Here is a 12,855-nt window from a genome sequence, read left to right as displayed (position 1 = left end):
CGATGCTCTCGACCGGCGCGGGCAAGGCTTGAGTCCGCGGCGTCGAGGGCTTTAGGACCCTCTGGTCGGCGGCCGCCGACGCGCAATTGGGGAAGCGACATGCCGCTCGCGGCGATCGAGGACATCAGCAGCAGGGTCGGCGAGGAGATCGGCGTCTCGCCCTGGATCGTCGTCGATCAGCAGGCGATCGACACCTTCGCCGACGTGACCGGCGATCACCAGTTCATCCATGTCGATCCGCAGGCGGCGGCACGGACGCCGTTCGGAGGCACGATCGCCCACGGCTTCCTCACCCTGTCGCTGCTCAGCCAGATGGCCGCGGGCGTGATGCTGGTGCCCGACGGCATCAAGATGGCCGTGAACTACGGCTTCGAACGGGTCCGCTTCATAGCGCCGGTCCGCTCCGGCCGCCGGGTGCGCGGCCGCTTCGTGCTCAGTTCGGTAGAGGAAAAGCGGCGGGGGCAGTGGCAGTTCGTCCACGACGTGACGGTGGAGATCGAAGGCGAGGACAAGCCCGCCCTGACCGCCGCCTGGATCGGACTGATCTTCCTGTGAGCCGGATCGCGCCTCTCGAAGCGCCGTGGCCGGACTGGTTCGCAGAGGCGATGACGCGGACGATGCCGCCGGACGTGCCTCCGCTCGCGCTGTTTCGGAGCATCGCGACGTCGGAGCGTGCCTGGACGAAGTTCGCCGCAGGATCCTTGCTGGACAAGGGTCCCCTGCCGCTTCGCGAGCGCGAGATCGTGATTGATCGCACCACCGCCCGGTGCGGCTGCAGCTACGAATGGGGAATCCACGCGACGCTGTTCGGCGCGCGAGCGGAGCTCAGCGCGGCGCAGCTTCGGGATACGGCCGCGCCGGCGATCGACCGGAGCTTGTGGTCGGACGCGGAGGTCGCGCTGCTCGAGACCACCGACGCCCTGATCGATCGCAAGCGCCTCGACGATGAGGAATTCGAGCACCTGCGTGCTCACTGCTCCGACGACCAGATACTGGAGGTCATCCAGCTCGTCGCTTTCTATCACGGCGTGTCGCTGATCTGCGGCGCGCTCGCTCTAGCCCCCGAGCAGGGGATGCCCATTCTGCCTTCAACAGGAGCTTGATCATGGCCAATCGTGAAGCCGTCATCGTCTCGACCGCGCGCACCGCGATAGGGAAAGCCTATCGCGGCGCGTTCAACGCGACGCCCTCCCCTACCCTTGCGGCGCATGCGATCCGCGCGGCGGTCGAGCGCGCCCGCATCGATCCCGCCGAGGTCGACGATTGCATCATCGGCGCCGCGCTCCAGCAGGGGGTGCAGACGACGATCGGCCGTACCGCGGCGCTGCGCGCCGGCTTGCCCGTCACCGTGTCCGGAATGTCGATCGACCGCCAATGCGCCTCCGGCCTGATGGCGATCGCCACTGCCGCGAAGCAGATCATCGTCGATCGGATGGACGTCGCTGTCGCCGGCGGTGTCGAATCGATCTCGCTCGTCCAGACGCCGGAGATGCGCCTCGGACCCGACCCGGAGCTGCTGTCGATGCACAATGGCGTCTACATGCCGATGATCCAGACCGCCGAGGTGGTCGGCAAGCGCTACTCGGTCAGCCGCGACCGCCAGGACGAATATGCGCTGAGGTCGCAGCAGCGCACCGCCGCAGCGCAGGCCGCCGGCAAGTTCGACGACGAGATCGTGCCGGTCACCGCCACCATGAAGGTGACCAGCAAGGAGACCGGCGAGACCTCGATGCACGAGGTCACCATCGCCAGGGACGAGGGCAACCGTCCGTCGACCACCATCGAGGACCTCAAGAAGCTGCACCCGGTGATGGGGCCGGAAGGTGCGATCACCGCCGGCAATGCGTCTCAGCTCTCCGACGGCGCCTCCGCCTGCGTGCTGATGGAGGCGGGCCTCGCCGCCAAGCGCGGCCTGACGCCGCTCGGCCGCTACGTCGGCATGGCCGTGGCGGGGACGGAGCCGGACGAGATGGGCATCGGCCCGGTCTTTGCGGTGCCGAAGCTGCTCGGCCGTTTCGGTCTCACGGTGGCCGATATCGATCTCTGGGAGCTGAACGAGGCCTTCGCCGTCCAGGTGCTCTACTGCCAGGACCAGCTCGGCATCCCTGACGAGAAGATGAACGTCAACGGCGGCTCGATCTCGATCGGCCACCCCTACGGCATGTCGGGCGCCCGGATGACCGGTCACGCCCTCATCGAGGGCAAGCGCCGCGGCGCCCGCTTCGTCGTGGTGACGATGTGCGTCGGCGGCGGCATGGGCGCGGCCGGGCTGTTCGAGGTGCTCTGAGGCGCAGGGACGCGCCGCGATGAGTCGCGCGGATCCGAAGGTCCGTCCCTCGCTGGCCGAGCGGCTGCGGATCGACGTGCACGCCGTCTGGCTGGCGGCGCGCGACCCGCGCTGCCCCTGGCATGCCCGGGCCCTCGGCCTGCTCGTCGCGGCCTACGCGCTGTCGCCGATCGACCTGATCCCGGATTTCATTCCGGTGCTCGGGCTGGTCGACGACGCGATCCTCATCCCCCTCGGCCTGTGGCTGTTCGTCCGTCTGCTGCCGAAGGGCCTGTTCGCGGAGCACCGCGCCGCCGCCGCCGCCGCGGCCGGGCGCCCGAAATCGGCCTGGGGGGCAGCGATCGTCGTGGCTCTATGGCTGGTTGCCGCGCTGGCCGTGTGGCAGGTCTGGATCTGGACCTATGAGTGACTTTGGGGGACAGGATGGGAAGGATTGCTTCGTTGCTGCTGGTCGTGGCGGCGCTCTGCGCCTGTACCGCGACCGACCGGCGCCCTGAGACAGCCGAGGGAGCGCGAGCCTCGACGCCGCTCGCGTTCGTCGATCTGGTCGACGATTTCGCCGCCTTCCAGGCCCAGAGCGAGGGACAGGCCGATGCGGCGCGGCTGGAGGCGTTCAAGGCCTATTTCGCCACCCGGCTACCCGGCTTCTACAGCGGCCGCTCGCCCTTTCCGGGCTATGACGCGGCGATCCTGAGCGCGTTGAAGAGCTGGCCTGAGCAGCGGACGGCGATCGAGGCGGTGCGCGATCGCTTCGCCGCTGCCCTCGTCCCGGCGCAGCACAGTTTCGAGGCCGAATTCGGCCCGATGACCGACTACCCGCCGATCCTCCTCGTCCACAGCGCCGGCGAGTTCGACGGCGGCACGCGCGATCTGCCGGGCGGAAGCCGGCTGATGTTCGGCGCAGACGTGATCGCCCGCATCCATGGCGACCGCGACATCCGGCCCTTCTTCCATCACGAGCTCTTCCATCTGCTGCACGGGCGCACGTTCTCCGACTGTGATGCGCTCTGGTGCGGCCTGTGGAACGAGGGTCTCGCCACCTATGTGGCACACCGGCTCAATCCGGCGGCCAGCGACGACCAGCTGCTGCTCACCCAGCCGGTGCCGCTGCGCCCGGCGGTCGAGAAGGACCGCCGCGCGGCGCTCTGCCCGATCGTCGCGCAGCTCGACTCCACCAGCGACGAGGATATCCGGCCCTTGTTCATGGGACGGGCATCGGGCGGCCCGCTGCCGCCCCGCTACGGTTATTACGTCGGCTATCTCGTCGCCGCGGAGATCGGCAAGGATCGCCCGCTGAAGACCCTTGCTGCGATGCCGGCCAACGAGGTGCGGCCGCTGATCGAGGCCAGCCTGCGCCGGCTCGGCGGCTGCCAGGCCTGAGCACGCCAATTCTCCCCGCCGCACGAAACCCCCTGCCGCTTCTGCCGTTGTCGGCTCGAAACGAAGGAGGAGCGGAATGCCGGTATCGAACACGTCCATCGTCGAGCGGATCGCGAGGGTCATCGCCGGCAGGGTGGTGAGCATCAACGCCGACGGCGCCGATCCGTCCGCGGGGCCGCGGGTCGACGAGATCTGGCGCGACTATGTCGGCGACGCCCTCTCGGTGCTGCGCACCCTGCGCGAGCCCGACCAGATCATGGCCGAAGCCGGCGACGTCGCGACCTGGGAGCGAATGGTCGTTGCCGCGATCGAGGCGGAGGATCGAGGCGCGAGCGCGACGGCCTGAGGTTCTCCCGGCCTCCTGTCCAAACCCGTCGTCCCGGCGAAGGCCGGGACCTCAGGTCGAAAAGGCGCAGTCCGCAAGGGCGCGCTCCAAAGGCGCCCCGAGAACTCTCATCGAGACCCCGGCTTTCGCCGGGGTGACGTCTTTGGTTTGCCCGCGCCAGCAACTCTGAGCCCCAAAAACAAGAGGCCGCCGGGTCGCCCCGACGGCCTCCACATTGTCAGCCGGTCGCGGCTGTAATCCTTAGGCGCAGGCCCCCGCGGAGGCGACGCTCACCAGATCAGCCGCGTTCGGCATGTGACAATGAGACATCAGACCACCTCCTTTCAGTTGTTGAACACTGATTGGAAGATAGGCCGGACAAATAGGTTTTCAAGAGATACCAATAGCTTGGGTAGGGCCTCACCCCTCGTGGGCCGCGATCCATTGCTCAACGACCGGCGCGATCTTCCCGCGCCACTTGCTGCCGTTGAAGATGCCGTAATGGCCGACGCCGGGCGCAAGATGGTATTTGCGGTGCTTGCGGGGCAGATTGACGGCGATGTCGAGCGCCGCCTTGGTCTGGCCGATCCCGGAAATGTCGTCGCGCTCGCCCTCGATCGCGAGCAGGCCGACGTCGGTGATCGCGCCCGGATCGACGCGGCGGCCGCGGTGCATCATCTCGCCCTTGGGCAGCAGGTGGCGCTGGAAGACGACGTCGATGGTCTGCAGATAGAATTCGGCGGTCATGTCGCAGACCGAACGATATTCGTCGTAGAACGCCTTGGTCGCCTCGGCGCTCTCGCCGTCGCCCTCGACGAGATGCTTGAACATCTCCCAGTGGCTGGTGAGGTGGTTGCCGAGGTTCATCGTCATGAAGCCGGCGAGCTGCAGGAAGCCGGGGTAAACCTGGCGGCCGTTGCCCGGATAGAGCACCGGCACGGTCGCAATGACGTTGCGCTGGAACCAGGCGTAGGGACGTTGCGTCGCCAGCGTGTTGACCGCGGTCGGCGCCTTGCGCGTGTCCACCGGCCCGCCCATCATGGTCAGCGTCCGCGGGCGGCACGGGTGGCGGTCCTCGCTCATCACCGCGGCGGCCGCATAAGCCGGCACCGACGGCTGGCAGACGGCGAGCATGTGCGCGCCCGGCCCGATATGCTCGAGGACGGTGATCAGATAATCGATATAATCGTCGAGATCGAAGCGGCCTGCTTCGGGCGGAACCAGCTTCGCATCGCGCCAGTCGGTGATGTAGACGTCGTGCCCCGGAAGCATCCGCTCGACCGTGCCGCGCAGCAGGGTGGCGTAATGGCCGGACATTGGCGCCACGATCAGCAGCTTGGGTCCGCTCTCCACGCCCTCGCGGACGAACCGCTTGAGCTGGCCGAACGGCTTCCTCAGCACGATCTCCTCGTGCACCGGCACCAGCTCGCCGTCGATCTCCACGGCGTCGAAGCCGAACGCGGGCTTGCCGCGCGGCGCCGAGGCATGGGCGAAGACGTCGAGCGCCGAAGCGACGATCGGGCCCATCTGGCTGTAGGCGAACGGATTGGCGGGGTTCTGCATCCAGCCGGCGCCGATGTTGGCGAGCGTGCTGGCTCCGGCGAGCAGCGAACGCTGCATTTCATAGGCGTCGTAAAGCATCTGCTCTCCAAGATGAGACCCGCCGGACGGCGCGTCAACGGGTAACGATTACCCTAAGTAAACCAACGGTATGCGCGAAGGCTCCGCCTCTTCTGTTGAGCCGTCCGGCAGGCGCTGCTAGGCGGCCCGGATGGCAGAGGACAGCGCCGGCGCGCCGAGAAAACTTTCGAACTTGGCCATCATCTGGCGCTTCACCGCCCGCTATCGCGGCCATGTCGCCGGCGCCTTGCTCGCCCTGCTGGTGGCCGCGGCAGCGACGCTCGCCATCCCCAACGCCTTCCGGCTGATCATCGACCGCGGCTTCAATGCCTCGGGTGGCGAAGTCGGCCGCTGGTTCCAGTATCTGCTGGTCGTCGTCGTCGTGATGGCGCTGGCCACCGCCTTCCGCTTCTATTTCGTCTCCTGGCTGGGGGAGCGGGTCGTCGCCGACGTCCGCTCCTCGGTTCAGCGCAACCTGCTGCGTCTCGCGCCGAGCTTCTTCGAGGAAAATCGTCCTTCCGAAATCGCGTCGCGGCTCACCGCCGATACCACCATTATAGAACAGGTCGTCGGCACCACCATCTCGGTGGCGCTGCGCAACGTCGTGATGGGCATCGGCGGGATCGTCTATCTGTTCGCTCTGGCGCCGAAGCTTGCCGCCATGCTGCTCCTCGGCATTCCGGCGATCGTCGCCCCGATCGTGCTGATGGGGCGCCGGGTGCGCAATGTCTCACGCGAGAGCCAGGACCGGGTCGCCGAGGTCGGCGCGATGGTCGACGAGGTGCTCGGCGCGATGAAGGTCGTGCAGGCCTTCGGCCAGGAGGCACGCGAGGCCTCCCGCTTCCAGGCGGCGGTCGACAGCGTGTTCGACACCGCGCGGCGCCGCATCCGGCTGCGCGCGGTGATGACCGCGATGGTGATCGCCCTGATCTTCAGCGGCATCACCTTGGTGATGTGGCAGGGCGCGCTCGACGTTCAGGCCGGCCGCCTGTCCGGCGGCACGATCGCCGCTTTCGTGCTCACCGGCGGCCTCGTCGCCGGCGCGCTCGGCGCCCTCACCGAGGTCTATGGAGACCTGCTGCGCGGCGCGGGCGCCGCCGGGCGCCTGTCCGAGCTCCTGCAGGAGCAGCCGACGATCGCCGCTCCGGCCCGGCCTCGCGCGCTGCCGGAGCCGGCGCGGGGCGAGATTGCCTTCCACCAGGTCGCGTTTCGCTACCCGACCCGCCCCGAGGTGAGCGCCCTGGTCGATTTTTCGCTCGAGGTCGCGCGGGGCGAGACGGTGGCGGTGGTCGGTCCCTCGGGCGCCGGCAAGTCGACCCTGTTCCAGCTCGCCCAGCGCTTCTACGATCCCGAAGCCGGATCGATATCGCTCGACGGAGTGGACCTGCGCGACGCCGATCCCGCCGACGTGCGCGCGCGCATCGCGCTGGTCCCGCAGGAGACGGTGATCTTCGCCGCCTCCGCGCGCGACAATCTCCGTTACGGGCGCTGGGACGCGAGCGACGAGGCGCTCTGGGCCGCGGCCGAGGCGGCAAATGCCGCCGATTTCCTCCGCGCCCTTCCCGAGGGCCTCGACACGTTCATGGGCGAAGGCGGCGCCCGCCTGTCCGGCGGGCAGCGCCAGCGCCTCGCCATCGCCCGCGCCATTTTGCGCGATGCGCCCCTCCTCCTCCTCGACGAGGCGACCTCGGCGCTCGACGCCGAAAGCGAGCGTCTCGTCCAGGCCTCGCTCGAGCGGCTGATGAAGGACCGGACCACGATGGTGATCGCCCATCGCCTCGCCACCGTCCGGGCCGCCGACAGGATCGTGGTGATGGACCATGGCCGGATCGTCGAGCAGGGCAATCACGAGAGCCTGCTCGTCCAGAACGGCCTCTACGCCCGCCTCGCCCGCCTTCAGTTCGACGCCGCTGCCTGACGAGTACAGGGGCTAACCGCGCCGGCGCCTTCGTTCGCTGACGCCTCACTTGGAGCGCGCCTGCCCCTCACCGTCATCCCGGCGTAGGCCGGGATCTCGGGGAGAGCAGGCGCCGGCGGCAGGGGAGCGCGCCGCGGCGACGATGAGGCGGGTGTGTTGCACTTCGTGTGTGAACTTGGGGGATCTCGGGGAGAATACACGCCGGCGGCAAGGGAGCGTGCCGCAAGAATGAGCCGCCGGTGTGTTGCACTTCGTTCGTGGACGCCGGCGTCGCATCGCAGCGGCGCAACGGCGGCAGCGCCCTTTACGGACGTTGGCGCTTTCTCGACCTGAGATCCCGGCCTCCGCCGGGATGGCGCATTGGGCCGATGGCAAACAAAATGGGCGGCCCGAGGGCCGCCCTTCCTGTTCCGTCGCTGTCGCAGCCTCAGAAGGCCGTCGCGTAGGCCTCGTTGCCGACGAAGCCCATCTTCTCGACCGCGGCGCGCTTGGTGACCGCGAGAACCTCGTCGACCAGCTCGTAGCGGGCCGCCGGATCGGGCTGCAGGTGCAGCTCGGGGATCGGCGTCATCGTCTGGGAGAGGTCCAGATACTGACGAAGCCGGACCAGGTCGACCTGCTCGCCGTTCCAGAGCACCGCGCCCTGCGGCGTGATGACGATCTTGTTCTTCACCGGATCGACCGGGGGCGGGGTCTGCGTATTGTCGTTCTGCGGCAGATCCAGCTTCACCGCGTGAGTCTGGATCGGGATCGTGATGATGAACATGATCAGCAGCACCAGCATGACGTCGATCAGCGGGGTGGTGTTGATGTCCATCATCGGCTCGTCGGATTCACCGCCGCCAACTGCCATTGCCATTGTCGTGACTCCTGAACTCTAGAGGCGGGTGGTGGCGCCGCCGGGCGCCGGCTCGGAAATGAAGCCGACCCGTGCGAACCCTGCCCGCTGCATCGTGAAGACCGCGCCGCCGATACAACGGTACGGCGTGTTGATGTCGCCGCGGATATGCGCCTCGGGCATATTCTCTTCGGTGATGTTGTCGGGACCGCCGGCCTTCTTGACCTCGGCCTCGAGCTTCTTCGCGGCGAGATCGAGGAGCTCCTCGGAGTTCACCCGCTTGAGGTTCCAGTAAATCCCGCAGCTGCCGTCATCCTCCGTGCGCACGGAGAGCGAGACGTTCTCCGGCTTGGTGGTGGTCGGCTCGAACCGGACTTCCGGCAGATCGACCTTCACCGTTTGGATCACCACCGGAACGGTGATGAGGAAGATGATGAGGAGCACCAGCATGACGTCGACGAGCGGCGTCGTGTTGATGTCGGACATCGGGGTGTCTTCACCGCCTTCGCCGCCGACACTCATGGCCATCTTATTGATTCCTACTCTGTCTCAAAGCCTGCAGCGAACTGAGCAACCGGCGGAGCGGACGGGCCGCTCCGCCGGGACTGTCCTTAGACCTTCTTGAGGCCCGGGGTGGTGGTGCCCTGCGCGCTGCCCGAGGCGGTCGAGCCCGCCTTGGTCGCACCGGCCGCCGCGGCCGGGGTGGCGGCGCCACGGGTGGTGACGGTCGGACGGACGGCGCCGCCGGACATCATGTAGCCGTGCAGGTCGTTCGAGAAGCGGGCGAGCTCCTCGAGGATCGCCTTGTTGCGGCGCTGCAGCCAGTTGTAGGCGAGCACGGCCGGAACCGCGACGACGAGGCCGAGGGCGGTCATGATCAGCGCTTCACCGACCGGACCGGCGACGGCGTCGATCGAGGCCTGACCGGCGGCGCCGATCTTCACCAGCGCGCGGTAGATGCCGACGACGGTGCCGAACAGACCGATGAACGGCGCAGTCGAACCGACGGTGGCGAGCAGCGCGAGGCCGGTGCTGAGACGCGAGGCGATCGCGCCGTGGCTGCGGGCCAGCGAGTTCTGCATCCAGTCGTGCTGATCGATCGGATCGGTCAGCTTGTCGTGCTGCTCGAGAGCGAGAATGCCGTCGTCGACGATCTGACGATAGGCGCTGTTCTTCTCCAGCTTGTTGGCGCCCTCGCGCAGGTTCGGCGCCTGCCAGAACGAGGTGCGTGCCCGACGACCCTGATTGATGATCTTCTGCTGTTCGAACAGCTTGACGAACAGCACGTACCAGGAGGCGGCGGACATGATCACCAGGATGATGAACACCGACCAGGCGATCGCGCCGCCCTGCTCGAGCGCAGCAAAAAGACCATAAGGATTTTCGCCGCCGGGGGCTGCTGCTGGGTTGGCCATGATTGTTACTTTCCTCTCAATTGAAACTTGCGATGTCGGCAATCGAAATCGGGCAAGGCCTATTCGAGACGCCAGGTGATGCGGCTACTGACCGAGTCGGACGTCGGATTGCCGTTGCTGTCGATCGCCGGCGTGAAGCGGGCACGGCTGCGCATGAGCCTGCAGGTCGTCGAATCGAGGGAAGAGGATCCGCTCGACGAGGTGACGGTGCAGTTGGTGACGCGGCCGTTGGGACCGATCTCGAGTCGGAATCCGGTCGTGCCTTCCTCTTCCCCGCGCAGCGCGGCGGCCGGATAGTCGGCGTTCGAGACGTAGGACGCGAGGTTCGCCTTGGCGCGCGCGGCCTCGACCTTCTTGGCGGGCGGCGGCGGCGGCGGAGGCGGCGGCGCCGGCGGCGCCGGCGGCGCCGGAGTCGCGGTCGTCGTGATCACCGTGGTCGGCGGCGCCGTGTTGACGACGGCGACCGGCGGCGGCGGCGTCGGCATGCGGACCAGCGGCGGCGGACTGACGATCGGCGGCGGCGGAGTCTCGACCTGCGGCTGCTCCGGCGGCGGGGGCGGCGGCTCCTCTTCGGGGGGCGGCGGCTCCTCGACGTTGAAGGTCTTCAGGTCTTGCGCCACCTTCTTGACCACATTGAAGGCCAGGCCGGTAACGAAGGCGTAGCCGAGGAGAGCATGGAGGAGCGCCACGACCACGATCGCGGCAATCCGGCTCGAGCTCATCCTGTTGTTGTCAGCATATGACATTAACCAGCCAGACTCCCTCTCTCAAACTCTTCCGGGCACGGCGTTAACCAACAACGCGTTTCGCACCCTTCGGGTCCATTGATGTTTCAACATATCATTGCGACTGCGGCGTGTCTCTATCGTGTCCCAAACGCCTGTGCAATCCTCCTGTGCGTTCCTGCCACCGGTGGCAAAAGTGGCTGAAATCCGGCGTTAATGAGGCTAAGGCTATGGCAGGAACATGAAATATTTGCGGAGCCGGAATGAAGATTAACGTTTCCAGGATCGCTCTCGGCGTCGCTCTGGCGCTGCTGAGCGGAGTCGCGACGGCCGGCGATTCGCAGGGCTCCGCCCCTTCGATTCAGGTGAATGCGCCTACCTACGCCGACCTCGCGGATCTGGCTCTGGCGGCGCCGATCGCCGCGCACGTCCGGGTCGCGCGTGCGCAGGAGCTCAAGAAGGAGGCGGCCGCCGGCGTTCGCCCCGGCTTCGGGCGAGTCTACATTGAGGCAGAAATCGTCTCGCTGATCCGCAGCGCGGACGGTGGCCTCCCCAGCCGTATCCGCTACGTCGTCGACCTGCCACGGGATCCCAAAGGCAAGGTTCCGAAGGTTCGCAAGGGCACCGAATTCCTCGTCTTCGGCCTTCCCGTGCCGGGCAAGGCGGACGAGATCCAGCTCGCCGCGCCGGACGCCCAGATTCCCTACGCGGCGGCACGCACCGATCAGGTGCGGACGATCCTGCGCGAATCGACTCAGCCGGACGCAGCGCCCAGGATTACCGGCATCGGCCGCGCCTTCCACGTTCCCGGCGCGATCCCCGGCGAGAGCGAGACCCAGATCTTCCTGCAGACCGCCGCCAACCAGCCGGTCTCGATGACGGTGCTGCGCCGGCCGGGCGAGACCCCGCAATGGGCGGTGGCGCTGAGCGAGATCGTCGACGACGCCGCGGCCGCGCCCAAACGCGACTCACTGCTCTGGTATCGCCTCGCCTGCACCCTGCCGCGCGCTCTCCCCGGCCGGAGCCTGGCGGACGCCGATGCCGCCGGCGCCGCAGCCATCCAGAACGACTACCGCTTCATCCTCGAGCAGCTCGGCCCCTGTCCGCGGACGCGGACGCGCGCCTGACGGAGGCGTCGAGCAGCCTCCGCCGGGACGCGCGGATCAGAAGGAGGCGAGCTCGACTCCGACGCCGCCGCAATCGGGATAGATGTCCGGCTTGCGGGTCGACACCCGCAGGCCGGTGACTCCGCGCCGCGCGGCGACCACGTCGTAGATGGCGCGCGCCAGCGTCTCCTGGAGATTGTAGCGCCGGCCGCTGACCAGCGCGCCGATCTCCCGGCGCAGGACGTCATAGTCCCAGGCGTCCTCCACCGCATCGCTGGCGGCGAAGGCCGCCTCGTCGAGCCAGACCTCGACGGTGATCGACAGGCGCTGCGCCGTGCCGATCTCGAAGTCGTGGAAGCCGATGTCGGCGGGGAGCGTATAATCCTCGAGCACGATCTTGCGCGTCTTCGGCGCCAGCCGTTCGGGGACGAGGCCATCGAGCCTCGGCCGGTCATTCATCGTCGGTCTCCAGGAACTGGACGTCGCGGGCGAGGCCGAGAAAGCGCTGCCCGCCGTCGAGCGTGATCGTCTGCCCGGTAATGGTCGGAGTCGCAATGAGGAAGCGCAGTGCGCCGACGATCTCCTCGACCCGGACACCGCGGCGGAGCGCGTTCAGCGCATGCACCGCATCGAAATTGTCGCGGCTTTGAGGGCCGGAGACAAGCGTCACCGAAGGGGCGATGCCGCAGACGCGGATCCCCCGCCCCGCCCAGGCGCGCGCGGCGAGTTCGGTGAGGGTGGCGAGGCCGCCCTTCGACACCGTGTAGGTGAAGAAGTCGGGATTCGGCGCCTCGAGCTTCGCGTCGAGGAGGTTCACGATCAGTCCGCCGACCTCGGCGCGCCGCGCGAACGCCTGCGAAAGCAGCGCCGGAGCCCGCAGGTTGATGTCGAGATGCCGGTCCCATTGCTCGATCGTGAAATCGTCGGCGCTGTCATAGGCGAAGAGCGAGGCGTTGTTGACCAGCAGCCGCGCCGGCGGCAGGCCGGCGAGCGCGGCCATGATCGTTTCCGCCGTGTCCGGCCGGCCGAGCTCCGCCGCCACCGTTCGCGCGTTGCCAAGCTCCGCGGCCAGCGCTTCGGCTTCGGCCCGCGAGCGGTTGCAGTGGATCAGCAGATGCCAGCCGTCGGCGGCGAGGGCGCGGCACAAGGCAGCGCCGATGCGCTTGCCGCCGCCGGTGACGATCGCGGTTCGCGGTCCCTGGAATTCGCTCTCCATGGCCGGAGCGTTAGGCGCCGCCCCG

At 68.0% G+C, this 12,855-nt stretch carries 15 protein-coding genes; 8 read left to right on the top strand and 7 right to left on the bottom strand.

Annotation, left to right across the window (positions count from 1 at the left end; genetic code table 11):
• Window positions 1-99 precede the first annotated feature (99 nt).
• From E2493_RS11840 to E2493_RS11815, 6 genes are all read left to right on the top strand, one after another.
• Window positions 100-555 (top strand): MaoC family dehydratase, encoded by a 456-nt coding sequence (locus E2493_RS11840; protein ID WP_135086998.1) that lies wholly within the window; start codon window positions 100-102, stop codon window positions 553-555.
• A 62-nt stretch (window positions 556-617) separates the two neighbouring features.
• Window positions 618-1,103 (top strand): carboxymuconolactone decarboxylase family protein, encoded by a 486-nt coding sequence (locus E2493_RS11835; protein WP_225421425.1) that lies wholly within the window; start codon window positions 618-620, stop codon window positions 1,101-1,103.
• A 2-nt stretch (window positions 1,104-1,105) separates the two neighbouring features.
• Entirely contained in the window at window positions 1,106-2,287 is a 1,182-nt protein-coding gene (locus tag E2493_RS11830) for an acetyl-CoA C-acyltransferase (protein WP_135086994.1), read from the top strand.
• Between the two features lie 19 nt (window positions 2,288-2,306).
• A complete protein-coding gene (locus tag E2493_RS11825) occupies window positions 2,307-2,696 on the top strand; it encodes a YkvA family protein (protein WP_135086992.1) in 390 nt (129 codons plus the stop codon).
• Window positions 2,697-2,710: 14 nt separating this feature from the next.
• Window positions 2,711-3,667 (top strand): hypothetical protein, encoded by a 957-nt coding sequence (locus E2493_RS11820; RefSeq protein ID WP_225421424.1) that lies wholly within the window; start codon window positions 2,711-2,713, stop codon window positions 3,665-3,667.
• 76 nt (window positions 3,668-3,743) lie between these two features.
• Window positions 3,744-4,013 carry a hypothetical protein gene (locus tag E2493_RS11815; protein ID WP_135086988.1) on the top strand — a complete coding sequence of 90 codons (270 nt, stop codon included), beginning with the start codon at window positions 3,744-3,746 and terminating at the stop codon, window positions 4,011-4,013.
• Window positions 4,014-4,412: 399 nt separating this feature from the next.
• Here E2493_RS11815 and E2493_RS11810 read toward each other — a convergent pair whose 3' ends face one another.
• The gene (locus tag E2493_RS11810; protein ID WP_135086986.1) at window positions 4,413-5,633 is read right to left on the bottom strand and encodes a polyhydroxyalkanoate depolymerase; all 1,221 of its coding nucleotides are present in this window, start codon (window positions 5,631-5,633) and stop codon (window positions 4,413-4,415) included.
• Between the two features lie 130 nt (window positions 5,634-5,763).
• On the opposite strand from E2493_RS11810, the gene E2493_RS11805 reads away from it, so the two are divergent.
• Window positions 5,764-7,530 (top strand): ABC transporter transmembrane domain-containing protein, encoded by a 1,767-nt coding sequence (locus tag E2493_RS11805; RefSeq protein ID WP_135086984.1) that lies wholly within the window; start codon window positions 5,764-5,766, stop codon window positions 7,528-7,530.
• 427 nt (window positions 7,531-7,957) lie between these two features.
• Here the strand turns inward: E2493_RS11805 and E2493_RS11800 are convergent, their stop codons facing one another.
• From E2493_RS11800 to E2493_RS11785, 4 genes are all read right to left on the bottom strand, one after another.
• A complete protein-coding gene (locus E2493_RS11800) occupies window positions 7,958-8,389 on the bottom strand; it encodes an ExbD/TolR family protein (protein WP_404828318.1) in 432 nt (143 codons plus the stop codon).
• 18 nt (window positions 8,390-8,407) lie between these two features.
• Window positions 8,408-8,896 (bottom strand): ExbD/TolR family protein, encoded by a 489-nt coding sequence (locus tag E2493_RS11795; RefSeq protein ID WP_135086982.1) that lies wholly within the window; start codon window positions 8,894-8,896, stop codon window positions 8,408-8,410.
• 83 nt (window positions 8,897-8,979) lie between these two features.
• A complete protein-coding gene (locus tag E2493_RS11790; protein WP_135086980.1) occupies window positions 8,980-9,783 on the bottom strand; it encodes a MotA/TolQ/ExbB proton channel family protein in 804 nt (267 codons plus the stop codon).
• 59 nt (window positions 9,784-9,842) lie between these two features.
• Window positions 9,843-10,529 (bottom strand): TonB family protein, encoded by a 687-nt coding sequence (locus tag E2493_RS11785; RefSeq protein WP_135086978.1) that lies wholly within the window; start codon window positions 10,527-10,529, stop codon window positions 9,843-9,845.
• A gap of 242 nt (window positions 10,530-10,771) precedes the next feature.
• Here E2493_RS11785 and E2493_RS11780 point away from each other — a divergent pair, with 242 nt between their 5' ends.
• On the top strand, window positions 10,772-11,635 hold the full coding sequence (locus E2493_RS11780; RefSeq protein WP_225421423.1) for a hypothetical protein: 864 nt from the start codon (window positions 10,772-10,774) through the stop codon (window positions 11,633-11,635).
• Between the two features lie 36 nt (window positions 11,636-11,671).
• On the opposite strand, the gene E2493_RS11775 is transcribed toward E2493_RS11780, so the two are convergent.
• Window positions 11,672-12,073 carry a dihydroneopterin aldolase gene (locus tag E2493_RS11775; protein WP_135086977.1) on the bottom strand — a complete coding sequence of 134 codons (402 nt, stop codon included), beginning with the start codon at window positions 12,071-12,073 and terminating at the stop codon, window positions 11,672-11,674.
• A complete protein-coding gene (locus E2493_RS11770) occupies window positions 12,066-12,830 on the bottom strand; it encodes an SDR family NAD(P)-dependent oxidoreductase (RefSeq protein ID WP_135086975.1) in 765 nt (254 codons plus the stop codon). Before E2493_RS11770 ends, E2493_RS11775 begins: the two co-directional genes overlap by 8 nt.
• Window positions 12,831-12,855 lie beyond the last annotated feature (25 nt).

This window comes from Sphingomonas parva (ex Maeng et al. 2020), from assembly GCF_004564275.1.
Taxonomy (GTDB): Bacteria; Pseudomonadota; Alphaproteobacteria; order Sphingomonadales; family Sphingomonadaceae; genus Allosphingosinicella; species Allosphingosinicella parva.
Note: the sequence above shows the minus strand (reverse complement) of the source record. Positions and strands in the feature narration are given on the sequence as shown.

What these genes read in the sequence shown, in the direction of transcription:
- E2493_RS11775 (WP_135086977.1), bottom strand. Translation starts at nt 12,073, where the DNA reads ATGAATGACCGGCCGAGGCTCGATGGCCTCGTCCCCGAACGGCTGGCG.
- E2493_RS11805 (WP_135086984.1), top strand. Translation starts at nt 5,764, where the DNA reads ATGGCAGAGGACAGCGCCGGCGCGCCGAGAAAACTTTCGAACTTGGCC.
- E2493_RS11785 (WP_135086978.1), bottom strand. Translation starts at nt 10,529, where the DNA reads ATGTCATATGCTGACAACAACAGGATGAGCTCGAGCCGGATTGCCGCG.
- E2493_RS11820 (WP_225421424.1), top strand. Translation starts at nt 2,711, where the DNA reads ATGGGAAGGATTGCTTCGTTGCTGCTGGTCGTGGCGGCGCTCTGCGCC.
- E2493_RS11835 (WP_225421425.1), top strand. Translation starts at nt 618, where the DNA reads ATGCCGCCGGACGTGCCTCCGCTCGCGCTGTTTCGGAGCATCGCGACG.
- E2493_RS11815 (WP_135086988.1), top strand. Translation starts at nt 3,744, where the DNA reads ATGCCGGTATCGAACACGTCCATCGTCGAGCGGATCGCGAGGGTCATC.
- E2493_RS11800 (WP_404828318.1), bottom strand. Translation starts at nt 8,389, where the DNA reads ATGGCAATGGCAGTTGGCGGCGGTGAATCCGACGAGCCGATGATGGAC.
- E2493_RS11840 (WP_135086998.1), top strand. Translation starts at nt 100, where the DNA reads ATGCCGCTCGCGGCGATCGAGGACATCAGCAGCAGGGTCGGCGAGGAG.
- E2493_RS11780 (WP_225421423.1), top strand. Translation starts at nt 10,772, where the DNA reads ATGAAGATTAACGTTTCCAGGATCGCTCTCGGCGTCGCTCTGGCGCTG.
- E2493_RS11795 (WP_135086982.1), bottom strand. Translation starts at nt 8,896, where the DNA reads ATGGCCATGAGTGTCGGCGGCGAAGGCGGTGAAGACACCCCGATGTCC.
- E2493_RS11825 (WP_135086992.1), top strand. Translation starts at nt 2,307, where the DNA reads ATGAGTCGCGCGGATCCGAAGGTCCGTCCCTCGCTGGCCGAGCGGCTG.
- E2493_RS11770 (WP_135086975.1), bottom strand. Translation starts at nt 12,830, where the DNA reads ATGGAGAGCGAATTCCAGGGACCGCGAACCGCGATCGTCACCGGCGGC.
- E2493_RS11810 (WP_135086986.1), bottom strand. Translation starts at nt 5,633, where the DNA reads ATGCTTTACGACGCCTATGAAATGCAGCGTTCGCTGCTCGCCGGAGCC.
- E2493_RS11830 (WP_135086994.1), top strand. Translation starts at nt 1,106, where the DNA reads ATGGCCAATCGTGAAGCCGTCATCGTCTCGACCGCGCGCACCGCGATA.
- E2493_RS11790 (WP_135086980.1), bottom strand. Translation starts at nt 9,783, where the DNA reads ATGGCCAACCCAGCAGCAGCCCCCGGCGGCGAAAATCCTTATGGTCTT.